General features: G+C 51.5%; 26 protein-coding genes, 2 tRNA genes and 1 pseudogene. 8 read left to right on the top strand and 21 right to left on the bottom strand.

What is annotated here, in order from left to right; all coding sequences use genetic code 11:
• A complete protein-coding gene (locus ACTG33_RS04240) occupies nt 1–468 on the bottom strand; it encodes a CBS domain-containing protein (RefSeq protein WP_439133941.1) in 468 nt (155 codons plus the stop codon).
• Nucleotides 469–655: 187 nt separating this feature from the next.
• On the opposite strand from ACTG33_RS04240, the gene ACTG33_RS04235 reads away from it, so the two are divergent.
• The 3 genes from ACTG33_RS04235 (at nt 656) to ACTG33_RS04225 (ending at nt 2244) form a co-directional block, all read left to right on the top strand.
• Nucleotides 656–1027: an STAS/SEC14 domain-containing protein gene (locus ACTG33_RS04235; protein ID WP_439133940.1), complete on the top strand. Its 372-nt coding sequence runs from the start codon at nt 656–658 to the stop codon at nt 1025–1027.
• Between the two features lie 85 nt (nt 1028–1112).
• Nucleotides 1113–1637 carry a gamma carbonic anhydrase family protein gene (locus ACTG33_RS04230; RefSeq protein WP_439133939.1) on the top strand — a complete coding sequence of 175 codons (525 nt, stop codon included), beginning with the start codon at nt 1113–1115 and terminating at the stop codon, nt 1635–1637.
• 274 nt (nt 1638–1911) lie between these two features.
• Complete coding sequence (locus ACTG33_RS04225; protein ID WP_439133938.1) at nt 1912–2244, top strand: hypothetical protein; 333 nt, start codon at nt 1912–1914, stop codon at nt 2242–2244.
• Nucleotides 2245–2317: 73 nt separating this feature from the next.
• On the opposite strand, the gene ACTG33_RS04220 is transcribed toward ACTG33_RS04225, so the two are convergent.
• A complete protein-coding gene (locus ACTG33_RS04220) occupies nt 2318–3202 on the bottom strand; it encodes a radical SAM protein (protein WP_439133937.1) in 885 nt (294 codons plus the stop codon).
• A gap of 152 nt (nt 3203–3354) precedes the next feature.
• On the opposite strand from ACTG33_RS04220, the gene ACTG33_RS04215 reads away from it, so the two are divergent.
• Complete coding sequence (locus ACTG33_RS04215; RefSeq protein ID WP_439133936.1) at nt 3355–4329, top strand: magnesium transporter CorA family protein; 975 nt, start codon at nt 3355–3357, stop codon at nt 4327–4329.
• Nucleotides 4330–4396: 67 nt separating this feature from the next.
• On the opposite strand, the gene ACTG33_RS04210 is transcribed toward ACTG33_RS04215, so the two are convergent.
• Together ACTG33_RS04210 and rimK are read right to left on the bottom strand one after the other, a co-directional pair.
• Nucleotides 4397–5440: a succinylglutamate desuccinylase/aspartoacylase family protein gene (locus ACTG33_RS04210; RefSeq protein ID WP_439133935.1), complete on the bottom strand. Its 1044-nt coding sequence runs from the start codon at nt 5438–5440 to the stop codon at nt 4397–4399.
• A gap of 6 nt (nt 5441–5446) precedes the next feature.
• Nucleotides 5447–6352, bottom strand: a complete 906-nt coding sequence (gene rimK / locus ACTG33_RS04205) for a 30S ribosomal protein S6--L-glutamate ligase (protein WP_439133934.1) — start codon at nt 6350–6352, stop codon at nt 5447–5449.
• Between rimK and ACTG33_RS04200 the strand changes: the two genes are divergently transcribed.
• The 3 genes from ACTG33_RS04200 to ACTG33_RS04190 all read left to right on the top strand — a co-directional run bounded on the left by ACTG33_RS04200 (nt 6252) and on the right by ACTG33_RS04190 (nt 7906).
• Nucleotides 6252–6527: a hypothetical protein gene (locus ACTG33_RS04200; RefSeq protein WP_439133954.1), complete on the top strand. Its 276-nt coding sequence runs from the start codon at nt 6252–6254 to the stop codon at nt 6525–6527. The genes rimK and ACTG33_RS04200 overlap by 101 nt on opposite strands.
• A 193-nt stretch (nt 6528–6720) precedes the next feature.
• Nucleotides 6721–7023 (top strand): hypothetical protein, encoded by a 303-nt coding sequence (locus ACTG33_RS04195; RefSeq protein WP_439133933.1) that lies wholly within the window; start codon nt 6721–6723, stop codon nt 7021–7023.
• 40 nt (nt 7024–7063) lie between these two features.
• Entirely contained in the window at nt 7064–7906 is an 843-nt protein-coding gene (locus ACTG33_RS04190; RefSeq protein ID WP_439133932.1) for a LysR family transcriptional regulator, read from the top strand.
• 44 nt (nt 7907–7950) lie between these two features.
• On the opposite strand, the gene ACTG33_RS04185 is transcribed toward ACTG33_RS04190, so the two are convergent.
• From ACTG33_RS04185 to ACTG33_RS04175, 3 genes are all read right to left on the bottom strand, one after another.
• Complete coding sequence (locus ACTG33_RS04185) at nt 7951–8214, bottom strand: PA3496 family putative envelope integrity protein (protein ID WP_439133931.1); 264 nt, start codon at nt 8212–8214, stop codon at nt 7951–7953.
• Between the two features lie 169 nt (nt 8215–8383).
• On the bottom strand, nt 8384–8746 hold the full coding sequence (locus ACTG33_RS04180; RefSeq protein ID WP_439133930.1) for a DUF2750 domain-containing protein: 363 nt from the start codon (nt 8744–8746) through the stop codon (nt 8384–8386).
• 200 nt (nt 8747–8946) lie between these two features.
• Nucleotides 8947–9660, bottom strand: a complete 714-nt coding sequence (locus tag ACTG33_RS04175; RefSeq protein ID WP_439133929.1) for an OmpA family protein — start codon at nt 9658–9660, stop codon at nt 8947–8949.
• Between the two features lie 254 nt (nt 9661–9914).
• Here ACTG33_RS04175 and purU point away from each other — a divergent pair, with 254 nt between their 5' ends.
• A complete protein-coding gene (gene purU / locus ACTG33_RS04170) occupies nt 9915–10775 on the top strand; it encodes a formyltetrahydrofolate deformylase (RefSeq protein ID WP_439133928.1) in 861 nt (286 codons plus the stop codon).
• A gap of 108 nt (nt 10776–10883) precedes the next feature.
• On the opposite strand, the gene pnp is transcribed toward purU, so the two are convergent.
• From pnp to ACTG33_RS04100, 14 genes and pseudogenes are all read right to left on the bottom strand, one after another.
• The gene (pnp, locus tag ACTG33_RS04165; protein ID WP_439133927.1) at nt 10884–13034 is read right to left on the bottom strand and encodes a polyribonucleotide nucleotidyltransferase; all 2151 of its coding nucleotides are present in this window, start codon (nt 13032–13034) and stop codon (nt 10884–10886) included.
• 394 nt (nt 13035–13428) lie between these two features.
• Nucleotides 13429–13698 carry a 30S ribosomal protein S15 gene (rpsO, locus tag ACTG33_RS04160; RefSeq protein WP_167182453.1) on the bottom strand — a complete coding sequence of 90 codons (270 nt, stop codon included), beginning with the start codon at nt 13696–13698 and terminating at the stop codon, nt 13429–13431.
• Nucleotides 13699–13845: 147 nt separating this feature from the next.
• Complete coding sequence (gene truB / locus ACTG33_RS04155) at nt 13846–14793, bottom strand: tRNA pseudouridine(55) synthase TruB (protein ID WP_439133926.1); 948 nt, start codon at nt 14791–14793, stop codon at nt 13846–13848.
• A 2-nt stretch (nt 14794–14795) separates the two neighbouring features.
• Nucleotides 14796–15221 carry a 30S ribosome-binding factor RbfA gene (gene rbfA, locus ACTG33_RS04150; protein ID WP_439133925.1) on the bottom strand — a complete coding sequence of 142 codons (426 nt, stop codon included), beginning with the start codon at nt 15219–15221 and terminating at the stop codon, nt 14796–14798.
• 111 nt (nt 15222–15332) lie between these two features.
• The gene (infB, locus tag ACTG33_RS04145; protein WP_439133924.1) at nt 15333–18041 is read right to left on the bottom strand and encodes a translation initiation factor IF-2; all 2709 of its coding nucleotides are present in this window, start codon (nt 18039–18041) and stop codon (nt 15333–15335) included.
• A gap of 21 nt (nt 18042–18062) precedes the next feature.
• Complete coding sequence (gene nusA, locus ACTG33_RS04140; protein ID WP_439133923.1) at nt 18063–19568, bottom strand: transcription termination factor NusA; 1506 nt, start codon at nt 19566–19568, stop codon at nt 18063–18065.
• 34 nt (nt 19569–19602) lie between these two features.
• The gene (rimP, locus tag ACTG33_RS04135) at nt 19603–20058 is read right to left on the bottom strand and encodes a ribosome maturation factor RimP (RefSeq protein WP_439133922.1); all 456 of its coding nucleotides are present in this window, start codon (nt 20056–20058) and stop codon (nt 19603–19605) included.
• A gap of 201 nt (nt 20059–20259) precedes the next feature.
• Nucleotides 20260–20336: transfer RNA gene (locus ACTG33_RS04130), tRNA-Met, on the bottom strand.
• Nucleotides 20337–20628: 292 nt separating this feature from the next.
• Nucleotides 20629–20713: transfer RNA gene (locus tag ACTG33_RS04125), tRNA-Leu, on the bottom strand.
• 19 nt (nt 20714–20732) lie between these two features.
• The gene (secG, locus tag ACTG33_RS04120; protein ID WP_439133921.1) at nt 20733–21161 is read right to left on the bottom strand and encodes a preprotein translocase subunit SecG; all 429 of its coding nucleotides are present in this window, start codon (nt 21159–21161) and stop codon (nt 20733–20735) included.
• A gap of 11 nt (nt 21162–21172) precedes the next feature.
• Nucleotides 21173–21913 carry a triose-phosphate isomerase gene (gene tpiA / locus ACTG33_RS04115; RefSeq protein WP_439133920.1) on the bottom strand — a complete coding sequence of 247 codons (741 nt, stop codon included), beginning with the start codon at nt 21911–21913 and terminating at the stop codon, nt 21173–21175.
• 144 nt (nt 21914–22057) lie between these two features.
• On the bottom strand, nt 22058–23395 hold the full coding sequence (gene glmM / locus ACTG33_RS04110; RefSeq protein WP_439133919.1) for a phosphoglucosamine mutase: 1338 nt from the start codon (nt 23393–23395) through the stop codon (nt 22058–22060).
• 34 nt (nt 23396–23429) lie between these two features.
• Nucleotides 23430–24278: a dihydropteroate synthase gene (gene folP / locus ACTG33_RS04105; protein ID WP_439133918.1), complete on the bottom strand. Its 849-nt coding sequence runs from the start codon at nt 24276–24278 to the stop codon at nt 23430–23432.
• 95 nt (nt 24279–24373) lie between these two features.
• Nucleotides 24374–25257: pseudogene (locus ACTG33_RS04100) on the bottom strand (ATP-dependent zinc metalloprotease FtsH); the annotation flags it as partial.

Below are 25257 nucleotides of genomic sequence, written 5' to 3'. Positions count from 1 at the left end.
TCAAAAGTGAGTGGTTGGCTTATTGGATGTCTGCTTGCCCGATAAGGGAGGATGAGCCTCCTTTTCGACCTTGGTGATCAAAGCACACATAGCCTTCAGAATGTGCCGTCTTGAAATCACTCCCAGCACCCGATTTGACGCATCCACCACAGGGTAAACCTTGCGCCGCTGCTTCTTCATGTCATCCGCCAGATCCATGGCGTTGCGCTCGCCATCCACTGACGTAACCACCCGACTCATGACATCTTCAACCACTGACACCCGCTGGGAGTAGTAAGCCACCTGGCTTACCGCGCCAATGCAATCCTGTTCTGAAATCCACCCGATCAAACGCCCGTCCTCGTCTACCACAGGCCCACCCAACAACTCGTTCTTAACCAGAGCGATTGCCGCCTCAACCACCGGAGTCAGCGGTGAGAAAGAGACGAATTGACGACTCATGCAATCTGAAACCTTAATTGAATCCATAACTGCTCCTTAACTTGTGACCGCGGTCGAACAAATTGGCCGAACTGTGTCTAAAACCACAGTATGTCCCTAAATTGTCACCGCCTCCAATAAGCATAGCGGACATAACTGGTCTAAGCTCTACCATGTAATAAAGTGCCCATTTATTAGTAACTCACAGACCATTAGCACAGGCATATTGAACTCTATGTTGGACTTTGATCTTGACCCCAACGAAGGTATTTTGCGGGTTTCACCCGCCTCTCCCATGTTAGTCCGGGATTTTGCACAACTCAGCGAAGTCGTTGATCGCTATTTAAGCAACCACGAGTGCCTAAACGGCATTATTATCAATACTGACAAGTTCCCCGGCTGGGAAGACTTTTCAGCCCTGGTGTCACACCTCAAGTTCGTCCGGGACCACCACAAGCAGGTTCGCAAGGTGGCTGCGGTTTCCGACGACTCCCTGATTAAGATCCTTCCTCCGATTGCCCAGCATTTTGTCGCGGCGGAAATCCGCCAGTTTGACGGCAATCAACTGCAGGCTGCTTACGACTGGATTCGACAACCCACGGAATAACGTCTGAACCGGGCATCTGCCAAAACCCTGAGCGATCCGTTATCCTAGCGCTGAAACAAACACAGCCACAAAACAGGATGAATCCGTGATTGCCGATTTAAAAGACCGCAAGGTTCAAAAAGACCCCAGCAGTTTCGTCGCCCCCAACGCCATGGTTGTGGGCTCGGTTACTCTTCACAAAGACACCAGCGTCTGGTTCAACGCCACCGTTCGGGGGGACTGCGAGGAGATCAGTATCGGCGAAGGCAGCAACGTCCAGGACGGCGCCGTACTCCACGCCGATCCCGGCCAGCCGCTGCTTATTGAACGCGACGTCACCATTGGTCATAACGCCACAGTTCACGGCTGCCAAGTTGGCGAATGCTCACTTATAGGCATCAATGCGGTAGTGCTGAACGGCGCCAAGATTGGCAAATACTGCCTGATCGGCGGAAACGCCCTGGTTACAGAAGGCATGGAAATTCCAGAAGGTTCATTGGTCATGGGCTCTCCTGCCAAAGTCAAAAGAGCTCTCAGCGAAGAAGAGAAAGGGTTTCTCCGTCTGGGTGCTCAGCACTATGTTGAAAACGGCAAAATGTTTGCTCAGGAGATGATTATCCGGGAAGACTGACCTGCCCTTGGGGCAAGGACGCCCCAATTAAATCACTGAGAATAAAGACCTACTCTGGTCTTTCCATGCCGTCCGTCATCTCAGCGTCATACTGTTTCGCTATTTTAAGTGTCAAAAATGGACACCCCTACCAGAGAACACGGCTAATTCGAAGGCGCCTGTCTCCGATAAGTACGATCCCACCCGTTTGAGAGGTATATCACACTGTTGTCGTCTGTTATTGTGTTTTAATCCGCTGATGGAACAACAATAACAACGGTTTGCTGAGGATTTTATGGCACCATCTCCGACACTCCCGAGCGATATTATTGGCAGTCGCAAAGTACAATTCCTGAATCGTCAGGAATCCCTGTTTCCCCACCTTCTGCGTCTGTCTATGGATTTCAGCTTCCATGTGCTCGAACTTCTTAGCAACTCCCCTGAAAAGGGTAAACAATACACGCTGGCCGCAGATGACTTTTTCAACGAGACCAACGCTGTCACCCCCCTATTCTCCAGTCTCCACGAGCTCAACCAACACGTAGGTGAGCAAATGGTCGACATTCTGCACGACTACCTGTTTGGCCTGCAGGAAGAAGACGCTCACCCCGAGCAAAGCTACGCGTGACAATAAGCGCAGCAAAGAGAAGAGAGTTACGCCTAAACACAAAAACGCGCAGTAACTCTCGAGCGGGAACACATTAAAGCCCCCTCTGCCACTCCTGACGCAGGGTAATTCGCCCCTCCAGCGCCATATTCACCTGCTCCAACATGGCAGGCTTGTCTTTTCCCAAGACCCCCTTCAAGACCAGATAATTGGAAGCGTGATCACTTCTGAAAATCGTCTTCTCCAACTCCAGAGTGCTCAGCAGCGTCTTCATCTCGGAAAACAGCCCGGTCTGGCTAAGAGGCTCAAATTGACCCTCAAAGTTTTGTTGATAGCGGTCATCTCCTGTCGGGAAAGACACCACCAGCGTTGAGAGATAATCCGGTTGAGCTGCATTCATCAGACGCGCAGAATTAACCGCGTGTTGTTCTGACAGATCAACTCCACCGAGTCCATTCAAAATCATCACCGAGCTTTTCATCCCTGCCGCTTTTATCTTATCTAACGCCTGCAGGGATGAGTCGAAGCTCTCGCCTTTTTCAACCAGGCGCAACACCTCATCGTCACCGCTCTCACAACCGACGTACATCAGGCTTAAGCCCAGTTCTCGCAGCTCAGTCAATTCCTCTACCGACTTCTTCTTCAGGTTGCGCGGAAGGCAATAGGACGAGACTCGCTGTACCTCCGGATAATAGCGATGGATAAGCTCCAGGATCTCTTTCAGGCGTCGGGTTGATAACGTCATCGCATCGCCATCAGCCAGAAACACTCGCCGAACGGGGTACCCCGCGGCTCGCAGGCTTTTTAACTGCTCTTCCAACTCTTCCACCGGTTTCGGTCGAAATCGCTTTTGCGTCTGGGTGTACATTTCACAGAAAGTGCATTTATTCCAGGAGCAGCCGTTGGTCACCTGCAATATTAACGAGCGAGCCTCGCTGGGAGGTCGAAAAACCGGATCAATATAATCGAGAGGGTACATAAACACGAACCTGCCTAAACCTAATCTAAAACACGGTGCCTACCCAAACATCAGGGTGACAATCTCTATATTCAATGTCGTCAGTATACTATTATTCGGTAAATATCAGAGCCTAACATTTGGCTCAGGCAATCATCAAAGGCTGTGATTTTATGATCCGCACGTACCTTACTCAGAAAAATAACGACATCGTCGTCGGCAACGAAACTCAAATAGACGAATGGCGCAGCACCCCGGACAGTAAAATCTGGGTCGACATCCACCACGACGGCGACAACCTCAGCGACATTGAAGAGATTTTGACTGAACTAAACTGTCACCCACTGACCATTCAGGACACCTTTCGCAAGCGGCACCCCCCAAAGATTGAATTCTTTGATGACCATATTTTTATTCTCTACCGCGGTATCAGTGAGGTTGTCGACGATCTTGTCTTTGATCATCAAACCATGGGGTTTTTCATCAGTGAGCGCTGTTTGATCACGGTTCACCCCCAGCAGGCCATGGGCATTAACAAGGTCGTCAAGAATAACGATGTGCGCTTTCTCGAAACCTCCCCCATGGCTCTTGCCATGAAAATTTTGCACACCTCTGCGGGCATATACCTGGAACACGTTCTGGAGTTTGAAAACGACATCAGCAACAAAGAAGATCAGATTCAAGAGGGCTTCGGCGAAAATGCGCTCACCGAGCTGGCACTCTACAAGTCACGACTGATTAAAGTTAAACGAGTTTTTAACTATCATTTAAGCATCTCCCAGCAGTTAAAAGATTATCAAAACTCGCCAGCGCCCTTCCCGATGGAAGAAAGCGAACACTTGATTAACGATGTGGATGATCGTTTCGAAAGACTGCACAGTTTGACTCAGATGCACTACGACATTTGCAGCGACCTTATCGACAGCTATATTTCCATCACCTCTCACCAATTGAATAACACCATGCGAGTACTGACGGTGATTACCGCTGTGTTTGTACCCCTGAGCTTTCTGGCCGGCATTTACGGTATGAACTTTGAATATATTCCTGAACTGCAGTACAAGTACGCTTACTTTGTCCTGATTACAGCCATGCTCATCATTTCTACCGGCCTGATCACTTTTTTCAAACGGAAGCAGTGGTTCTAGAACTGTTTACAACGTCACTAAAACCACTCACCGCATTCAGCCTGCATGGACAACCGCTAACAGCGAATCAGGCATCTTCAACAGATGCCCCGTCCTCCTCCGGCAACAGGTCATCTTGCATAAACTCGATACGCTCCGCGATCTTGTCATCATCTTCTGAGAAATACGCAATGTGAAACATGGCATCCCCCTCTTGCACCAAGGGAATATTCTGCTGACCGATGATGATACCCGATCGATTTGCCGTCACAGTCCCCATCACCTTTCCAAACGGGCTGCCAATCTCTGCCAGTACATCTCCTTTCTGCACCGCATCACCCAGGTGCTTGATATCCAGCACAATGCCGCTGCACGTAGCCCGAACCCAGGAGCTGTTGTTGGCCTCAAAAGGTCGCAGCGTTTTCTTGCCACGGCTGCCAGCACGTTTTCGAACCATCCCAAGATGAGCCAGCACATTCATAACCCCTTTAACACCTGCCCGAATGGACAGCTCATCAAACCTCAGAGCCTCACCAGCCTCATACAATAAAATCCGAACACCCGCTTCCAGCGCTGATTGACGCAGAGAGCCGTCACGCAAATTAGAGTTGAGCAGTACCGGAACGCCGAACACATCCGCCAGTCCACGCGTCAGTTCATCATCCAAATCAGCTCGTATCTGGGGCAGGTTAGAGCGATGAATGGCTCCCGTGTGCAGATCAATGCCGTAGTCACAATGATTGACGATTTCGCGGAGAAACTTATCGGCAACACGACCCGCTAGCGAACCGTGCAAAGACCCCGGAAAAGAACGATTTAAATCCCGACGATCCGGCATGTATCGACTTTGACTTAAAACGCCATACACATTCACCATCGGGACCAATATCAATGTTCCCCTAGTCAGCTTCAGAGTTTTTAAGCGGATCAGACGACGAATAATCTCAATGCCATTCAATTCATCGCCGTGCACCGCCGCTGACACAAACACCGTGGGTCCATCTTTTTTGGCTCGCATGACCTGAATCGGCATGCTGATATCTGTATCCGTGTACAACTTGGCAACGGGCATTTCAATTTGTACCCACGAGCCCGGTTTAATTTCCGTTCCATCAATAACCAGTTTTTCCATCGACGTTTAACCTGTACCTTTCGTTCTTGTATTATTAGGCTTAGCTTGCTTTTCGATAAAGCTGAAAATCAGCGATGCCACATCTTTATTGGTCGCGGCTTCAATCCCTTCCAGACCCGGTGAGGAATTCACCTCCATCACCACCGGCCCATCATTCGCTTGTAAAATATCAACACCACACACATTCAGCCCCATCACTTTGGCTGCATTGACTGCAGTTGCTCTCTCTTCCTTCGACAATTTAACCAATTTTGCTGAGCCGCCTCGGTGCAAATTAGAGCGAAATTCTCCCTCTGCCCCCTGACGCTTCATAGCCGCGACAACTTTGCCGCCCACTACAAAACAGCGAATGTCTGCCCCACCGGCTTCCTTAATAAATTCCTGCACTAAAATATCTGCTTTCAGCCCCATAAACGCCTCAATAATACTTTCTGCGTTTTTATTGGTATCGGCCAGCACCACACCAATGCCCTGAGTGCCTTCCAGCAATTTAATAACCAGCGGCGCGCCGCCGACATTTTTAATCAAATCCTTAATGTTATCTGGCCTGTTCGCAAAACCCGTGCGCGGCAAGCCAACGCCTTTGCGAGACAGTAATTGTAAGGAGCGCAACTTGTCGCGGGAGCGACTGATGGCCACCGACTCATTGACGGTAAAGGTTCCCATCATCTCAAACTGACGCACAACCGCTGCGCCATAAAAAGTGATCGACGCTCCAATTCTTGGAATTACGGCATCATAGTACGGTAACTCTTCACCGAGGTAACGCACTGCCGATCGACTTTGGGTAATATCCATATAGCAATGTAACGTGTCGATCACATCCACCTCATGGCCTCTCTCCTCACCCGCCTCCTTTAAACGACGTGTGGAATACAAATTGGGGTTTCTGGATAATATGGCCACTCTCATTATTTTCTCCTCTGCGATACAATCTGAATACAACAATACGGACACGGCCATCAGCCGTGATCCGAACCCGTTTTGGCCTATGATCACCAAATACTTGGCGAAAGCCCCGATCACCTTACCTGTAACGACTATAGTCGTTCTCAATACCTGTCGCTCTGAATACCTGTCGCTCTAAACACAAGCCTTTCTGAATACACTTGCGGTTTTATGCAAAAGTCCGGCTACAAACCGGCTAAACCACTAACGCCATGGAAATTAACAAAAATTTCGCCACGGCTGTTCCGACGTCTGAACTTCAGGGATACAATCGGCGGCATATATCGTCTCTGTCTCTCAAGTACAGCCACCGAAAAAGGTCCGCCCCAACGATGAGATACCTTCCAATGTTGTTCGTCTTCCCTCTGTCAGCCCTATCTCTCCGCCGTCTGTTACTTATTTCAAGCCTGGCACTGGCTGCGACCGGCTGCAGCAGCACTCAGGGCACAAAGGATGAGCAAACGCCTTCCTACACACCGAAACAGACGGAAGAAACCTGTCTGCAGTGGGCCGAGGAGGATCAGATTCCAAAACACACACTACAGAACTACCTCAACGACTGCATGAATGAGCTACGCGACAACCCTAACCATAGTCGACCATCTCCTGCACCGACAGCAACCAGCACTCACTAACCCCGGTTAACACCACTCAGAGCGACCCATAGGGATTGATATGGACATTGAGTTATTCAAAACCTTTCTGGAAGTGAACAAGACCCGACATTTCGGTAAGGCCTCCGAAAACCTCTACCTGACCCAGGCAGCTGTCAGCGCCCGAATCAAGCAACTGGAGGAATCTCTGGGGGTTAACCTGTTTGTCAGAGCCCGCAACAACATTCAGCTGACCCCCGAAGGTGAGCGACTGCTGCCACACGCCGAGACCATGTTGACAGCCTGGTCGCGGGCACGGCAGGAAGTGGCCCTGAAACAGGAACAGAAGCACCAGCTCAGCGTCGGCACCACGGCCGGCCTCTGGCGCTTTTTATTGCAAGATAAGCTCGCCAATATCCAACAAAATCACCCGGAGCTGGCGCTCAGAGCGGAAGCTCATTCGGCAGAAGAGTTGGTCAAGTTGTTGCAGGAAGGGATTATTGATCTGGCCTTGTTGTTTGATCCCGTAGAATTGACGGATTTCACCGCCCGACCTCTGGGAAAATTCACCCTAAAACTGGTTTCGACCCAAGAGGGCACTTCCACGAAAGAGGCCTTGCAATCAAACTATGTGTACGTTGACTGGGGCACCGCTTTTAGCCTGTTTCACGCGAAAAAATTCGCCGACTTGCCTGCGCCCGCTCTCCACACCAATATGGCCAGCATTGCCGAATCGTTTATTCGCCAGCAACAAGGTTCGGCCTATCTGCCACAGGCGCTATTGACCAGTGAAGCTTCTGAGCAACTGATTCCAGTGGCGGGAAGCCCATCATTTTCGAGAGACATTTACGCAGTGTTTCGCAGCGGGACCGAAAAGACGAAACACCTGGCCGGCATTCTGGAGCTGCTAACACTTGAACCGTGAAATCAGCCCCATTCGGTTTGATTAACCCTACACAGCCTGATTGATCAGCCGCGAAACTCCCTCGAATAAGACGGGCGATCGTAAAGTAATTCATCAGGGCAACCGTCGTCGAGGTCATGATCGTCAAGATACATGCCCAACTGCTCAGACATGCGACGTCGCTCCAGCTTGTCTTCCATTCTGCGACGAATGGCTGTCTGACGGCGGTTTTTCTCTCGTCTTTCGTAATGGGTTTCACGAATTTCGCATTCAAAGTCACCGTCGGATTCAAACAGCTCGTCATCATGGCTACTACGAGTTTTTGACACTTTCCTCACTCCACTTTGGGGTTGTTGTGAAGCGGAATATGCAACTCGGCGTAACGCTTGTACATCAAAATAAGTTGATGATGACGATCAGTGTTTGTTATTCAAACGGTGATGCCTGAAGCGCCTCAAGCAGAAAAAGATGCGTCAAACATGCTGTTCAGATCTGCTATCAGCCCATTTCACTGTCGAATTCTTCTGCCAGATCCAGAGGCTCCATTTCGATACCGTCCAGCTCTTCAGTCCAGTTGACGCCCACCAAAACCACATCGGTGTGCATACCATCAACCCACTCATCCAGAAACTCTTCCAGAGCGACCGGAACCGGCTTGTAAATAGACCACTCTTCGATACAGACCGCCTGCGCGAACTCGGGCTGTGACCAGAAAGGCATGACGTCGATGTCATCACTGCTTTCCGAGGGGCATAAGGCAAAGCCTTCCGGACCTTCCAGAGCCCAAACACATCCGGTCTCCATTGCCTCGACAATAAAGCGATCCAGGTTTTCTTCGACGTTATCCGACAGCGGTTCCATTTTTCGTACTCGTGGGGTCAGTTTTGAGGATAGATGATAAACGGGGAGAGTATAAATCAAACCGCCGACAATGGCGCTGTAAACCCGAAATTCAGGCTAAGTATTCACGGATACGTACAGGCCCGATAAAACAGAACCGCTAAAACGAAAAACCCGGCTCTGAGGCCGGGTTCATAAGATATGACAGCAGGATTAACGCATCATCGACCCCGAACCACATCTGACATCACAAACCCCTCGGCATCCCCGGCCATCATCACATCAATGACGACTCTGCGCTCAGCGGCGTAAGCCTGCAAGTCACCGCGCTTGGCTCGGGAGTTACTGGAACCGTGACTGTAAGCCTCGATACGGCGTTCCTTAACTCCGGCTGCAATCAAGGCTTCTTTGACTGATTCAGCACGATAGTGGGACAACACGTTGTTGTACTCGTCGGTTCCCCGAGGATCGGCATAACCGTCCAGACGCACACGCAATTTGGGGTGGTTCTTCAACAAAGTTGCCAACTCTTTAACCCGCTGCTGGCCGTGCTCGGTGAGGGTGTCCGATCCTGTACGGAACAGAACCTTAAGATCCAGTGCTTCCACGGCCAGCTGTTGTAAGTCCTCACTTTTCTGCTGACTGTATGCAAGCTGCTGATGCAACCGCTCTACTTCTGCCTGGGCTGTTGCCAATGATTCACTCATATCCGTTACCTCATCCGCTTGTTTTAGCTGGTCACCTACATAGGCGCCGCCCAACGCTCCCAAAATCATCCCGACTGGGCCGCCCAATACCGCACCCGCTACTGCGGATGCGGTGAAGGCGGTTCCCTGCTTTAATTCAGTATAGGGTGAAGTTGCGCTGTCGGCACGGGCTAATGTGCCCATTGACGAAACTGCACACACTACGGTCATTACAATCATCTTTTTCATTGACTTGATTCCTTGTAGGGATTAATAACAATTCTCACTGCGCTTGCGCCCAGAACCGTCGTTGGTTGAGTGTTATTAAACGCTCTGATTGCGGCACGCCAAGGGATGAAAAAAGACAATACGGCGAAAGATTATGATCAAATATGGCAGTCATGCTAAGGTAACACCTCTGTACACTACACTCGTTATCATCCGGTTCGCCTCAATTAACGTTCCGTATCCCCACTGACTGACCTGATTAAGATTATCTCTCCATGACACAACGCCTGGTTCTCACTCTGAGCTGCCCTGATCGGCACGGCATTGTTGCCGATGTCACCGCTTTTCTCGCGCAGCACAACTACAACATTGAAGAGTCCTCCCAATTCGAAGACCGTCAGGAAAGACGCTTTTTTATGCGCACGGAGCTGGCGCCGGTCAACGATCAGGCGACACCAATAGAGACATTAAAAAACGAATTCACACAGCTCAGTGGCACTGAGCAGATGTGTTGGCAGATTCGCAATCTTGAGGTCAAACCCAAGGTTGTGATCGCCGAGTCCCGCTGGGGACATTGCCTCAACAACCTGCTGCACAAATGGAAGGCGGGTACTCTGCCCGTGGACATCGTTGCCGTTGTCTCCAATCACAACGACATGCGTGATCTGGTGGAATGGTATAACGTGCCCTATCACCACCTGCCAGTGACACCGGAGACCAAAGCGCAGCAGGAAGCTCAGATACTGAAAGTCATGAGTGACACCAAAGCTGATTTGCTGGTTCTGGCGCGCTACATGCAAATCCTGTCCAACGAGCTATGCGAAGAACTGTCTGGACGGGCCATCAATATTCACCACTCATTTCTACCAGGCTTTAAAGGCGCCAAGCCTTACCACCAGGCTTATGACCGCGGCGTGAAGCTGATCGGTGCCACCGCTCACTTCGTCACCTCGGACCTGGATGAGGGGCCGATCATCGAACAGGAAGTGGAACGTGTCTCACACAGCAATACGCCCGAAGAGCTGGTAGAGATCGGTCATGATATCGAGAGTGTTGTGCTGTTTCGTGCCGTGCGCTGGCACGCGGAACAAAGGGTTCTGTTAAACGGGCACCGGACGGTGGTCTTCCGGAGATAACTTCCGGCAACGGTGATGAAGACAAGACCAGAATAAAAACAAGAAAAACAAAAGCAACAGACACAAAAAAGCCCGCTATAAGCGGGCTTTTTTCATTCCAACTAAGAATTACTTCTCAGTGGAATCGTCGGCTGGGGCCTCAGCAGGTGCTTCTGCAGGAGCCTCTTCCGCAGGCGCTTCATCGCGAAGAGCCTCTTTGATGGACAGCTTGATACGACCGCGCTGATCCACGTCCAGACACTTCACACGCACCATCTGACCTTCGCTCAGGTAGTCAGTCACACTGTTCACACGCTCTTCAGCGATCTGTGAAATGTGCACCAGACCATCTTTACCTGGCAGGAAGTTAACGAATGCGCCGAAGTCTACGATGCGAACCACTTTACCTTCGTAGATTTCACCGATCTCAGCTTCCGCAGTGATCTCACCGATACGATCCAGAGCAGCTTGCAGAGACTCGGTGCTTTCACCGTAGATCTTCACAACGCCATCATCGTTGATATCAACAGACGCACCGGTTTCTTCGGTAATGGAACGGATGGTCGCACCACCTTTACCGATGATGTCGCGGATCTTGTCAGGATGAACCTTGATGGTTTCGAACTGTGGTGCGGTAGACGCAACACCGTCACGAGACTTATCAAGAACCTTGTTCATCTCAGCCAGGATGTGCAGACGAGCCTGTAAGGCCTGTTGCAGAGCGATTTCCATGATCTCTTCGGTGATACCTTCGATCTTGATATCCATCTGCAGAGCAGTAATACCGTCGGAAGTACCGGCCACTTTAAAGTCCATGTCACCCAGGTGGTCTTCATCACCCAGAATGTCAGTCAGAACCGCAAAGCCGTTGTCTTCTTTCACCAGACCCATAGCAATACCGGCTACAGGGGCTTTCAGAGGTACACCGGCGTCCATCAGAGCCAGAGATGAACCACACACGGACGCCATGGAGGACGAACCGTTGGATTCGGTAATTTCACTGACCACACGAATAGAGTACGGGAACTCGTCTTCTTTTGGCAGAACCGCAGCAACACCACGACGAGCCAGACGACCGTGACCAATCTCACGACGACCCGTACCACCCATACGACCCGCTTCACCCACAGAGTAAGGAGGGAAGTTGTAGTGCAGCATGAATGGATCGCGACGTGAACCTTCCAGCGCATCGATCATCTGTGCATCACGGGCAGAACCCAGAGTCGCGACAACGATGGCCTGAGTTTCACCACGGGTAAACAGTGCAGAACCGTGAGTTTTTGGCAGAGTGCCCACTTCAACCTGGATAGGACGTACAGTCTTGGTGTCACGACCGTCGATACGTGGCTCACCTGCAACAACGCTCTGACGAACGGTTTGCTTCTCCAGCTTGCTGAATACGCCTTTCACGTCATCGCTGCTGACCGTGTCGTTAGACAACTGGGCAACGGCGGCATCACGCAGCTCACCCAGACGGGCGTAGCGCTGCATTTTATCAGTGACTTTGTAGGCTTCTTTAATTTGTGCACCAAACGCTTCGGTAACCGCAGCTTTCAGTTCAGTTTTCTCTGGCTCAGCAGTCCATTCCCAAGCGGGCTTGGCAGCGTCTTTGGCCAGTTCGTTAACTGCCTGAACAACCGCTTGCAGCTCTTGGTGAGCGTACAGAACCGCGCCCAGCATGATGTCTTCCGGCAGCTCGCTGGCTTCGGATTCAACCATCAGAACGGCGTCCTGAGTACCGGCAACAACCATGTCCAGCTCAGATTCAGCCAGTACGTCGTAGCCTGGGTTCAGCAGGTAACCGTCTTGCTGGCTGTAACCAACGCGAGCAGCGCCGATTGGACCTTTGAATGGAATACCTGAGATAGCCAGAGCCGCTGAAGTACCGATCATGGCAGCAATATCCGGATCGACGTTTTTATCGGCGGACATAACGGTACAAACCACCTGAACTTCGTTCATGTAACCGTTAGGAAACAGTGGACGAATCGGGCGATCGATCAGACGAGAAGTCAGAGTTTCTTTTTCACTCGGACGGCCTTCACGCTTGAAGAAGCCACCGGGAATTTTACCCGCAGCGTAGGCTTTTTCGATGTAATGAACAGACAGTGGGAAGAAGTCCTGGCCTTCTTTTGCACTTTTGGCGCCTACTACAGTAGTCAGTACTTGAGTATCGCCGATGGTAACCATCACAGCTCCGGTGGCCTGACGCGCTATGCGGCCAGTTTCCAGAGTGACGGTATCGCTTCCGTATTGAAAGGTTTTAATGACGGGATTCACGACATTTTCCTTATATTTCTTAACTTACGTTTACTTTCTATGTGTTTTTTCGTTCAAACTTTCTTAATCTAAATTCTAAACGGACACCTGTGCTGACTCTTCAGCCAGCCTGAAATCTGTTCTGAATTTAGTGCACCGTGTTGCAGCCAATCCAATGCTTCACCTTTAACAATGTAACCAACAAGTCGGGTCACCGGTCTCGACATCGACATCTACGCATTAACACAGCTTCAACAGGGCTGGTTCGTCTCGAAACAAGCTGTTTATCAGCGAGCCAGACACCTAGAGAATTCTGCACAACATTTTCAGGCACTAACTGGCAAATTGCCAATCCGACCGAAAAACGCTGTTGGAAAATAAAAAAGTGCCCGCATAAGCGGGCACTTCCGGTCACTTAGCGACGCAGACCCAGTTTCTGGATCAGAGCAGCATAGCGACTAACGTCCTTACCCTTCAGGTAGTCCAGCAGCTTACGACGCTGGTTTACCATGCGGATCAGGCCGCGGCGTGAGTGGTGATCCTGCTTATGATCAGCGAAGTGACCTTGCAGCTTGTTGATGTTGAAGGTCAACAAAGCAACTTGCACTTCTGGAGATCCGGTATCACCTTCGGCTTGTTGAAAGTCTTTTACGATTTCAGCTTTTTGCGCAGCACTCAGTGCCATAGTCTTTTCCTCATAATAATATGCTTAAAAAAAATCCAGCCCGTCCCGTGCATATTTACAGAACGGCTAGCTATTAACTCATAAACACTGATTAACAGTACCTATGAACCAATTCTGGGCGGCAACCTCTGGGTGACTTACGAGCCATCACTCCCCGGCAGGTTGCACCACCAAACGCTTTGGTGCCACACGACCTTCGTCATCAAGGACACCAATGCCTAAAAAATCACCATTTTCGGCGAAGACGCGCACCATATCACCTTCGTCACCAATGCGATAGACCTGGGGGTCCATCACGGGATTGCCCAGGCGAAAGTAGTATGCGGACGTGTCTTCAAGCGCCATAGATGCCAGCGCCTGTACCGGAGAATCCGTCGGTAACAGGTGATGATCCAGCTGTTCTGCCAAACCTTCACCCCGCTCTTCGCGTAATTCATCCAGTGAAACTGTAGCTGACTCGACGAACGGTCCCGATTCCGAGCGGTGCAGTACGGCCACATGAGCACCACAGCCCAACGCCTTGCCTAAATCTTCGGCGATAGAGCGAATATAAGTGCCTTTGCTGCAGCGGATATCCAGATCCACCTCGGCCTGCTCCCCGGTGCGAAAATCCAGTAATTCTATACTATAGATGGTTACGGGCCTGGCAGGACGTTCAATTTCGATGCCCTGTCGAGCCAACTTATACAGCGGCTCACCATTGTGCTTGAGGGCGGAGTACATGGGCGGCACCTGCTCGATATCGCCCCTGAACACGTCCAGCTCTTGCAATACCTGTTCGCGAGTAATGTGCGCGGCGCTCACCTGCTCCAGCAACTCACCATCGGCATCGCCGGTGGTCGTAAAGGCGCCCAGTCGATAGGTAGTGCGGTAGCGTTTATCCGCATCCAGCAGAAACTGGGAAAACTTGGTTGCCTCACCAAAACACAGCGGCAAAACCCCGGTAGCCAGCGGATCCAGACTGCCGGTATGACCGGCTTTAGCCACATAAAACAGACGCTTCGCCTGCTGAAGGGCATCATTGGAGGTCATGCCAGAGGGCTTATTCAACAACAGTACACCACTGACCGGGCGACCTTTTCTTCTGCGACCCAAAGCTATACCCCGGAATTGTCGTCAGTGGCGGCATCGTCACTGGATGCATCGCCCTGAGACTTCGTACTTTGATCCTGACGCACGGCCTTGTCGATCAGCTGCGACAAGTGTTGCCCCTGAACTGAGGTCTTGTCATAAATAAACTGCAGCCGCGGAGTGGTGCGGATATTCAGCTCTTTCGCCAACTGTGAACGCAAAAAGCCGCTGGCTTTATTCAAAGCTTCGGCGGCTTCCAGGCAGGCCTCTTCAGTATCCTTGCCCACGAACGTGACATAAACTCGCGCAAAAGACAGATCGCGACTGACAACAACATCGTTGATGTTGACCATTCCAATACGCGGATCACGCACTTCCACTTGAATCAGCTGAGCCAGAATACGCTGGACTGCGTCTCCGAGACGATCAGTACGCTTAAATTCTCTTGCCATACAATCTGCTTTTACCTTGGCGACACGCGCCTAAATCAACCTTACACAGGGCAGAAAAGCGAGACGCCCTACGACGACTCGCTCATCCAAAAATCGGAAGCTCGCGGACTGTTACAGTTCGCGCGCAACCTCTTTGACATCAAACACTTCGATTTGATCACCGACTTTTACGTCGTAGTCTTTAACACCGATACCACACTCGACACCGTTGCGAACTTCGTTCACATCGTCTTTGAAACGACGCAGTGACTCAAGCTCACCTTCGTAGATCACCACGTTCTCACGCAGTACACGGATTGGCTTGTTGCGATATACGGTACCTTCGGTAACCATACAACCGGCGACCTGTCCAAACTTCGGTGAACGGAACACTTCGCGAACATCGGCGATACCGACAATCTCTTCTACACGTTCCGGATCCAGCATACCCGCCAGTGCGTCTTTCACATCATCCAACAGCTGATAAATAATGCTGTAGTAGCGAATTTCGACAGACTCGGCTTCCGCCAGTTTACGGGCAGAACCATCGGCACGAACGTTAAAGCCAATGGCAATAGCACCGGAAGACAGGGCCAGGTTGATGTCGTTTTCGGTAATACCACCGACACCGGATACGATCACATTAACCTGAACTTCTTCGTTACCGATATCCATCAACGCAGACTGAATGGCTTCGAGTGAACCACGCACATCGGTCTTCAAAACGATTGGCAGGATTTTCTGCTCGTTGGCGCCCATATTGGCAAACATGTTTTCCAGTTTGGCCGCTTGCTGACGCTGCTGACGATCCTGACGGGCTCTGTCGGCACGGTGCTCAGCCACTTCACGAGCCTTACGCTCGTTAGGTGCAACCACAAACTCGTCACCAGCATTTGGAGCTGCATCCAGACCCAGAATTTCTACTGGGGTAGATGGACCCGCTTCGGTAATAGATTTGCCCAGTTCATTGGTCATGGCGCGCACACGGCCATAGCTTTCACCGGCCAGAATGATGTCGCCTTTATTCAGCTCACCAGCCTGAACCAGAACCGTTGCTACGACACCGCGACCTTTGTCCATACGGGACTCAATCACAACACCGCGAGCAGGAACGCCCACTGGCGCTTGCAGCTCCAACAGCTCTGCTTGCAAAGATACGGCTTCCAGCAGCGCATCAATACCTTCGCCGGTATGCGCCGATACGTTAATGAACTGAACATCACCACCCCACTCTTCCGGGATCACGTCCTTGGCTGCCAATTCGTTTTTAACACGATCCGGATCAGCGGATTCTTTATCGCACTTGTTCACAGCAATAACGAGAGGAACGCCCGCTGCACGAGCGTGCTGAACAGCCTCTTCAGTCTGTGGCATAACGCCATCATCTGCGGCAACAACCAGAATCACCACATCGGTACACTGAGCACCGCGAGCACGCATAGAGGTAAATGCGGCGTGTCCTGGAGTATCCAGGAAGGCGATCTCGCCTTTATCCGTTTTCACACGGTAAGCACCAATGTGCTGGGTAATACCGCCCGCTTCGCCACTCACAACCTTGGTGTTGCGGATGTAATCCAGCAGAGACGTTTTGCCGTGGTCAACGTGCCCCATTACGGTCACAACCGGAGCACGGGACTTCATTTCACCTTCGGAAACAATGGATTCTTCCAGAGCTTCCTCTTTCTCGTTACCAGTCACCAGAACCGGGTTATGACCCAACTCTTCAACCAGCAACTGAGACGTCTCCTGATCCAAAGCCTGATTGATGGTGGCCATAATGCCCATCTTCATCAGTGTCTTAACCAGCTCACCACCCTTGATGTTCATACGCTGGGCGAGATCAGAGACGGTTATATTTTCCGGGACGGGGACATCGTGCACAATTTTTCCTGTCGGCCGTTTAAAACCGTGTTTGTTGGTCAATTTAATGGAAGGACGAGAGCCCTTGCGACGCCTTGCAGAGCCTCCTGTTTCTTCTTCGTCCAACTCACTCAGCAGAGCAACTTTGTTGGTTTTCTTCTTCGGCCCTACACCTTTAATAGGCTTGGCAGCTTTTTTACGCGGCAACTCTTCAGCATCGTCATCGACAATATGCTTTTCTTTCTTCTTGCCGTGCTTGCCTTTCTCTTCTTCCTGCTGTGCTTTCAGCGCATTGGCTTCGGCTTCGGCACGCATTTCAGCTTCGCTCAACTGAGGCTTGGCAGCGTCTTTGGAAGTTTGTGATTCTGCTTTTTTGCGTTTAGCCTGGCGCTCTTCTTCCTCGGCCTTGCGACGCGCAGCCATGGCGGCAATGCGTTTTTCTTCAGCATCATCGACCAAGCTACTTGGAGTGGTTTTCGGCGTTTCAGCAACAGGTTCAGAGGCTGTATCAGTGACTGCAGTCTCCGCAGGCGCTTCGGCCTCGGTCACTTCTTCTTTAGTCTCGACTACTGGAGTTGACACTTCTTCCACGACTGGCGTTTCGGCAACATCAGATTGGGAAACCACTTCTGGCTCTTCAGCTGCGTCCACTTTCGGGGCGTCGGCAACCTGCTCTTCAGAATCACGCTTTACATACGTACGTTTTTTGCGGACTTCAACATTGACCGTTTTACGACCACTGCCACTACCGGTTTTCAGTGTAGTGGTGGTTTTGCGCTTGAGTGTGATCTTTTTAGGCGCTGCTTCGCTCGACTCACCGTGGCTGGTCTTCAAAAAGGCCAACAACGTCTGCTTCTCTTCATCGGATACAACGGCATCGACGCTGGTGTGTGCCAAGCCGGCTTCAGCCATCTGCTTGAGCAAACGGTCTTCCGACGTGCCTACCGATTTAGCGAGTTCGCTAACTGTTACTTCTGCCATGATATCTCCCCAATCCTCGTGTTACTCACCAGCCTCGTGTTGCTCTTCAGCAAACCACGGCTCGCGAGCCTTCATAATCAATGCAGCCGCACGCGTTTCGTCGAGACCTTCCACATCCAGCAGGTCGTCTACAGCCTGCTCCGCTAAATCATCCATAGTGATGATACCGCGGCTGGCCAACAGGAAAGCCAAATGCTTATCCATGCCTTCCATTGTCAACAGGTCATCTGCAGGCTCTGCATTTTCCAACTGTTCTTCTGAAGCCAGAGCCTGGGTCAGCAATGCGTCTTTCGCACGCGAACGCAACTCTTCGGCAATCTCTTCATCAAAACCATCAATACCCAACATTTCTTCGACGGGTACATAAGCAATTTCTTCCAGTGAGGTGAAACCTTCATCCACCAAAACACCGGCAACGTCTTCATCGATATCAAGCGCATCCATAAAGACTTCCATATAACTGCCAGACTCTTCTTCCTGCTTGGCCTGCCAGTCTTCAACGCTCATGACGTTGATTTCCCACTGAGTCAGCTCACTGGCCAGACGGACGTTCTGACCGCTGCGACCAATGGCTTGCGCCAGATTGTCTTCATCAACTGCCACATCCATTGAACCTGCGTCTTCATCTACGACGATGGATTCAATCTCGGCAGGCGCCATGGCGTTAATCACAAACTGGGCAACGTTGTGATCCCAGAGGATGATGTCAATACGCTCGCCACCCAGCTCGTTGGAAACTGCCTGAACACGCGAACCACGCATGCCCACACAAGCCCCTACCGGGTCGATGCGGCCATCGTTAGTGTACACAGCGATTTTGGCGCGAGAGCCGGGATCACGGGCAGCGGCTTTTAGCTCAATAACCTGCTCGGATATTTCCGGCACTTCTATTTTAAACAGTTCGATCAGCATTTCCGGGCAGGAACGGCTCAGGAACAACTGCGGGCCGCGCAATTCAGTACGCACATCCAACAATAGAGCACGAACACGATCACCCATACGGAAGACCTCGCGACCAACCAACTGATCACGTGGCAACAAGCCCTCGGCGTTGTTACCCATATCAACAATGATGCTGTCACGAGTTACTTTTTTAACCGTGCCGCTGATCAACTCACCAACGCGATCACGGTACAGCTCAACAATTTGCTGACGCTCGGCTTCGCGAACTTTCTGAACGATAACCTGCTTGGCGGTCTGTGCTGCGATACGACCAAATTCGACATTCTCTACAACTTCTTCGTAGACATCGCCAACTTTAAGGCTCTCATCTTTCTCAAAAGCTTCTTCGGTAGTGAACTGGGTGCCCAGCAGAGCCAAAGTCTCATCGTCCACCACTTCCCAGCGACGAGTAGTCACATAGTCACCGGTTTTGCGGTCAATCACGACTTCAATATCAGCGTCTTCGTCGTAACGTTTTTTTGTCGCGGCGGCCAAAGCCAACTCGATAGCTTCAAAAATGATGCCTTTATCAACACCCTTTTCGTTTGATACCGCATCCGCGACCAGCAATATTTCTTTACTCATGAGTATGCCTCGTTTACCTGCACCTGGTGCATCCCTAAAAACGGGGAATAATGTTAGCTTTTTCGATCATTTCGATGGGCAGCATATATTCATGCTCGTCCACAACCACCAGCACGTCGTCACCTTCGACGCCGCGCAACAAACCGCTGAACTTTCTACGCCCATCAAACGCCGAACGCAGCTTAACGGACACCTGCTCTCCAACATAACGGGTAAATTGCTCCAGAGTGTACAGAGGGCGATCCATTCCAGGCGACGACACCTCCAGGGTGTACTCTCCGGCAATCGGATCTTCAACATCCATCACACTGCTGACCTGGCGACTGACTTTCTCACACTCTTCCAGACCGACACCGTCCGGGTGCTCTATATAAAGCCTCAAAGTGCTGTGTCGCCCTTGAGAGAAATATTCCAGCCCCCACAACTCACAGCCCAGGGACTCAACCACAGGCGCCAGCAGCTCGGTTAACTGGTCATGCTTGGATGCCATAAAACTCAACCACTTGTGAACAAAGGTAGAAACAAAAAATGGGCTCGAAGCCCATCAACAACTATCCTGTCGCTAAACAGGCTGCTGGCGTGCTTTTCGCCAACCCTGAAAGCCAGATACGAAAAAGCCCCTTAAAAGGGGCTTTCCTGCTGCGCTAATTGTAGCGCATGAGTCCGGCAAAGAACACCAAACCCTTAAATTTGGTAGCGGGGGCAGGATTTGAACCTACGACCTTCGGGTTATGAGCCCGACGAGCTACCAGACTGCTCCACCCCGCATCAACAACTTGTTTAGGTCTGTTTCCCTAACCAAGGCCGCGCATTATAGGGACGAGACTTTGAGTGGTCAACAGGTATTTGCTTTTATTTTTCAATAAGTTGGAAATAAAGGTAAAAAGACCTTCGCGCCAAAGCCCAGCCTCGCCAGATCACAGATCTGACACCACAAGCACCGCCCCTTACGCTCGCGCAGACACCCAAAACCGGCGCCTCAATCCAACAATCCAACAATCCAACAATCAGACTCTAAGACAAAAAAAGGCCTGACATCGCTGTCAGACCTTTTTGCAATTGGTGCCCAGAGCGGGACTTGAACCCGCACGACCGAAGCCACTACCCCCTCAAGATAGCGTGTCTACCAATTCCACCACCTGGGCAAATCTTTTCTCTACAAACTTACTGAGGCACCTCACCTTCTGGCTCAGCAGGAAGATCACCCTCCGGCACATCGTCGCCATCAACCTCAGGTACATCCGCCGCACTATTGGCTGCAGGGATATCACCCTGCGGCACATCAGAACCAACATCGACTGCCGCCGGAATATCAGCCGCCTCTTCAACCACAGGAATACCGTCAACCAAACCGGAAGTCGCCTGCTGCTTGGCAACGACCGCCAAACCAAAACTGGTCACAAAAAACACTGCAGCCAAGAGTGCAGTAGCACGAGTAAAGAAATTGCCGCCGCCCGCACTACCGAACACGGTTTGTGAAGCGCCTGCGCCAAATGAAGCACCAGCCTCTGCGCCTTTACCCTGCTGCAATAAAATCAAGGCGATGATCGACAACGCTGTCAACACATGCACCACTAGAATGATTTTTTCCATCATCTCGCCTTTTATTCTGCCGCCTGGCAGATACTGTAAAAATCGTTACTGACTAATGAAGCACCGCCTACCAACGCCCCATCAATATCGTCCTGAGAAAATAGCTCCTCAGCATTCGACGGTTTCACACTACCGCCATACACAATTCTGACACCTGCACCAATCGAGCCCAACTGCTCCCGAATATAAGCATGCACTTCCTGAGCCTGCTCTGGCGTGGCAGTCAAACCCGTGCCTATCGCCCAAACCGGCTCATAGGCCACGACAGCAGAACTCATCGCACTGCGTCCCGCAAGATCCACGACCGCCTTCAACTGCTCGCCAACAACCACTAAGGTTTCGTCCGCCTCTCGCTGAGCGAGAGTCTCGCCCACACACAGTACGGGAGTTAGCTTGTGCCTTTGGGCTGCGACAAACTTTTTCGCAACCATGACATCGGTTTCGGCATGATATTCACGACGCTCCGAGTGGCCTACCAGCGCAAATTGACACCCAACATCCGCCAACATAGCCGCTGAGATTTCGCCGGTATACGCACCCTCATCAGCCGCACTTACGTCTTGAGCACCGATACCCACATTGCTCTGCGCCAACAATTCGGCCGCCTGAGGCAAATAAACCGTCGGGGGACACACGGCCACCTCGGCCTGATGCACTCCCTTCCACAGCGCTAAAAACGACTGAAGCCGTTCGCTATTACTGGCGAAGCTTCCATTCATTTTCCAATTAGCTACCACTAGTGGTCGTCGCATCAATCCTATTCCATCAAGCTAAACGCTGACTGCCTCTCGGCAAAACGGGCGCAAATGTTAGCGGATAAGTGTATAAGATACAACGCCTTATCCGCCATACCGAACGCATTTCCCGGACTTTTATTCAGGTTTTTCACCCAGACACTACGTCAAGGCGGTTTTCACCACCTCTGCCAACTCTTCAGACAGGCGAGCAACCAGCGGCGGCTCCTCTCCCTCGACCATCACCCGCACGACAGGCTCTGTGCCAGAAGGCCGTAAAAGTACCCGGCCTCGTCCAGCAAGCTCCGCTTCTGCAGCTTTAACGGCTTCATCTATTTCGCTATTACCGTCAAGACTGACCTTGCCACTGGTTCGCACATTAATCATATGCTGGGGCAACTTGCGCATTCCCTGCTTTAATTCATTCAAATTGGCGCCATCTTCGGAAAGCGCCAACAACACCTGCAACGCAGCGACAATACCGTCTCCCGTGGTCGTCACATCACCACAAACAATGTGCCCGGAGTTTTCACCGCCCAGAGTCCAGCCACGCTGATGCATCTGCTCGAGCACATAACGATCACCCACTTTTGCCCGGACAAACGGAATATCGAGTTTTTGCAGCGCCAACTCGAAACCGAAATTACTCATCAGGGTACCCACAACCCCCGGACAACCACCGCCAGACCGCTTGCGGTAAGACGCAATGAGATAAAGAATTTCATCACCATCAACCAGCTCACCCTTGTGATCCACAAACACCAGGCGGTCGCCGTCACCGTCGAAGGCGATGCCAAGATCAGCTCCCGACTCCAGCACCCGCGCCTGCAAACGACCTGGTTTGGTGGAACCACATTCGTGATTGATGTTTTCGCCGTCAGGCTCAGCCGCAATCACCTCCACAACGGCCCCTAGTTCCTGAAACACACTGGGCGCAATGTGGTAGGTTGCGCCATTGGCACAATCCAGGACAATCTTCAGCCCAGCCAGACTAAACCCCCAAGGCATAGTCCCCTTACAGAATTCGATATAGCGACCCGCAGCATCATCAATGCGCTTGGCTTTCCCCAGACGCCCCGCAGTCACCATAGGCTTATCAAGCTCAGCTTCAATTTCCAACTCAATCTCGTCGGGCAGTTTCGTGCCCTGACCGCTGAAGAACTTGATGCCATTATCGTAATAGGGGTTGTGTGAAGCACTAATAACAATCCCCGCCTGAGCCTGAAATGTGCGAGTCAGGTAGGCAATGGCAGGTGTCGGCATTGGCCCGAGGAGACCGACATCAATGCCCGCATTGATCAATCCAGCCTGCAAAGCAGATTCGAACATGTAGCCGGATATACGGGTATCCTTGCCCATCAAAATACGCTTTCTGCCTTCATAATGGCGACCCAGCACCTGACCTGCAGCCCATCCCAGACGCAACACAAAGTCTGGCGTAATGGCTCCATCGCCAACACGACCACGAATACCGTCTGTACCAAAATATTTACGCGTCACGTGCACCCAACTCCTTCATCATTTTTTCTTTCCTTTACCGGGCAGACGTCACGGCCCGCCAGAACCTTAATGCATCCACTGTTTCCGCTACGTCATGGACTCGAAGAATCTTAGCACCACCCTGAGCCGCCAACAGAGCCGCAGAAATACTCCCTGCCAACCGATCATCGACATTCCGATTCAGCACAGAACCAATCACAGACTTTCGCGACAACCCCGCCAACACAGGGAAGCCCGCCGCAACCACATCCGGCAATCGGTTAATCAATTGCAGATTATGAGCGGGTGTTTTTCCAAATCCATAGCCAGGATCCAGCAGAATGTGCTCTTTCGCTATGCCTGCCACCTGCAATTGACTTGCACGCGACAACAGATAATCCATTACCTCATCCACAACCGAATCATAGGCCGGCTTATCTTGCATCGTCTGTGGGTCACCTTGCATATGCATGATGCAAACGGGCAACTGACACGCTACCGCAGCTTGCAAAGCCCCGGCCTTCTCAAAAGAGCGTATATCATTCAGCAACCCGGCTCCCGCTGCGGCCGCTGCCGTCATCACCTCGGGAGAGCTGGTATCCACCGAAATCACCACATCCAACTCGCGGGCGATGGCTTCCACCACCGGAATCACACGCTGTAATTCTTCATCCACAGAGACAGGGGAAGCTCCAGGGCGAGTGGACTCACCACCCACATCCAGAATCAGAGCGCCATCATCTACCATCTGTTCTGCGCGGGCCAACACAGCATCCAGATCCACCCGGCCCTGATGCAGTAACTGACCACCATCGGAGAACGAGTCCGGTGTGGCGTTCATAATTCCCATCACAACGGGCTCGGAGAGATCCAGAGTTCGATCACCACAAGTCAATACTGGCATTATCTACCTTACAACCTTCACGCCAAGCTGATCCAAAAGGGATCAGCCATAAAAAAACGGGGCCCAGCAAGCTGGACCCCGTCTCTCAAACAGAATTAATGATGCTTGGCCGGGCCACCAATAGGACTGGAACCCTTATCATCATCTTTTTTCTCATCCAGGTCATCACCTTTAACCTGCCCATTGAAGTCGCCATCATGCCAATCGCGCGGCGGACGAACTTTTTTGCGGGCCATCAGGTCATCAACCTGTTCGGCATCAATGGTCTCATACTCCATCAAGGCGTCTTTCATTGCTTCGAGAATATCACGGTTCTCACTGAGGAGATTCTCGGCCGTGGTGTAGCAGTGATCAACAATGCGACGCACTTCTTCATCAATGGTCTTGGACGTCGCTCCGGAATAATTCGGCGCCCCGCCAGTCCCCGGCATGCCACCTTCATCTTCACCATAGTGCATTGGGCCCAATTTCTCGGACAGCCCCCACTTGGTTACCATGCTGCGAGCCAGACTGGTTGCGCGCTCAATATCGTTCTGAGCACCGGTGGTGACCCCTTCGAACCCGAGCGTCATCTCTTCGGCGATACGACCACCAAACAGCGTGCACAACTGAGACTCGATAGCCCGCTTGCTCAGGCTGTATTTATCATCTTCCGGCAAAAACTGAGTCACACCCAAAGCGCGGCCACGGGGGATAATGGTTACTTTGTGCACGGGATCGTGCTCAGGAACCAGGCGCCCAACAATGGCATGACCCGCCTCGTGATAGGCCGTATTTTCTTTCTCTTTCTCGCTCATCACCATGGATTTGCGCTCTGCGCCCATCATGATCTTATCGCGAGCCTTCTCAAATTCCTCCATGGTCACCAAGCGTTTGTTGGAGCGAGCAGCAAACAACGCTGCCTCGTTAACCAGGTTAGCCAAATCTGCACCGGAAAAGCCGGGCGTACCACGAGCGATGATTGAGGCCTTCACCTTGT

Origin of the sequence: Pseudomaricurvus sp., assembly GCF_965662505.1 — a bacterium.
Lineage (GTDB): Bacteria > Pseudomonadota > Gammaproteobacteria > Pseudomonadales > Cellvibrionaceae > Pseudomaricurvus.
The sequence above is the reverse complement of the archived record's forward strand: the minus strand, read 5'-3'. Positions and strand labels throughout refer to the sequence as shown.

Bases quoted from the DNA above. Each gene is read 5' to 3' on its own strand.
- rimK (WP_439133934.1), bottom strand. From the start codon at position 6,352: ATGAGAGTGGCCATATTATCCAGAAACCCCAATTTGTATTCCACACGT.
- ACTG33_RS04220 (WP_439133937.1), bottom strand. From the start codon at position 3,202: ATGTACCCTCTCGATTATATTGATCCGGTTTTTCGACCTCCCAGCGAG.
- ACTG33_RS04180 (WP_439133930.1), bottom strand. From the start codon at position 8,746: ATGGAACCGCTGTCGGATAACGTCGAAGAAAACCTGGATCGCTTTATT.
- ACTG33_RS04225 (WP_439133938.1), top strand. From the start codon at position 1,912: ATGGCACCATCTCCGACACTCCCGAGCGATATTATTGGCAGTCGCAAA.
- purU (WP_439133928.1), top strand. From the start codon at position 9,915: ATGACACAACGCCTGGTTCTCACTCTGAGCTGCCCTGATCGGCACGGC.
- rbfA (WP_439133925.1), bottom strand. From the start codon at position 15,221: ATGGCAAGAGAATTTAAGCGTACTGATCGTCTCGGAGACGCAGTCCAG.
- nusA (WP_439133923.1), bottom strand. From the start codon at position 19,568: ATGAGTAAAGAAATATTGCTGGTCGCGGATGCGGTATCAAACGAAAAG.
- ACTG33_RS04190 (WP_439133932.1), top strand. From the start codon at position 7,064: ATGGACATTGAGTTATTCAAAACCTTTCTGGAAGTGAACAAGACCCGA.
- ACTG33_RS04240 (WP_439133941.1), bottom strand. From the start codon at position 468: ATGGATTCAATTAAGGTTTCAGATTGCATGAGTCGTCAATTCGTCTCT.
- ACTG33_RS04175 (WP_439133929.1), bottom strand. From the start codon at position 9,660: ATGAAAAAGATGATTGTAATGACCGTAGTGTGTGCAGTTTCGTCAATG.
- rpsO (WP_167182453.1), bottom strand. From the start codon at position 13,698: ATGGCACTGAGTGCTGCGCAAAAAGCTGAAATCGTAAAAGACTTTCAA.
- ACTG33_RS04235 (WP_439133940.1), top strand. From the start codon at position 656: ATGTTGGACTTTGATCTTGACCCCAACGAAGGTATTTTGCGGGTTTCA.
- ACTG33_RS04210 (WP_439133935.1), bottom strand. From the start codon at position 5,440: ATGGAAAAACTGGTTATTGATGGAACGGAAATTAAACCGGGCTCGTGG.
- tpiA (WP_439133920.1), bottom strand. From the start codon at position 21,913: ATGCGACGACCACTAGTGGTAGCTAATTGGAAAATGAATGGAAGCTTC.
- ACTG33_RS04215 (WP_439133936.1), top strand. From the start codon at position 3,355: ATGATCCGCACGTACCTTACTCAGAAAAATAACGACATCGTCGTCGGC.
- folP (WP_439133918.1), bottom strand. From the start codon at position 24,278: ATGCCAGTATTGACTTGTGGTGATCGAACTCTGGATCTCTCCGAGCCC.
- rimP (WP_439133922.1), bottom strand. From the start codon at position 20,058: ATGGCATCCAAGCATGACCAGTTAACCGAGCTGCTGGCGCCTGTGGTT.
- infB (WP_439133924.1), bottom strand. From the start codon at position 18,041: ATGGCAGAAGTAACAGTTAGCGAACTCGCTAAATCGGTAGGCACGTCG.
- secG (WP_439133921.1), bottom strand. From the start codon at position 21,161: ATGGAAAAAATCATTCTAGTGGTGCATGTGTTGACAGCGTTGTCGATC.
- ACTG33_RS04195 (WP_439133933.1), top strand. From the start codon at position 6,721: ATGAGATACCTTCCAATGTTGTTCGTCTTCCCTCTGTCAGCCCTATCT.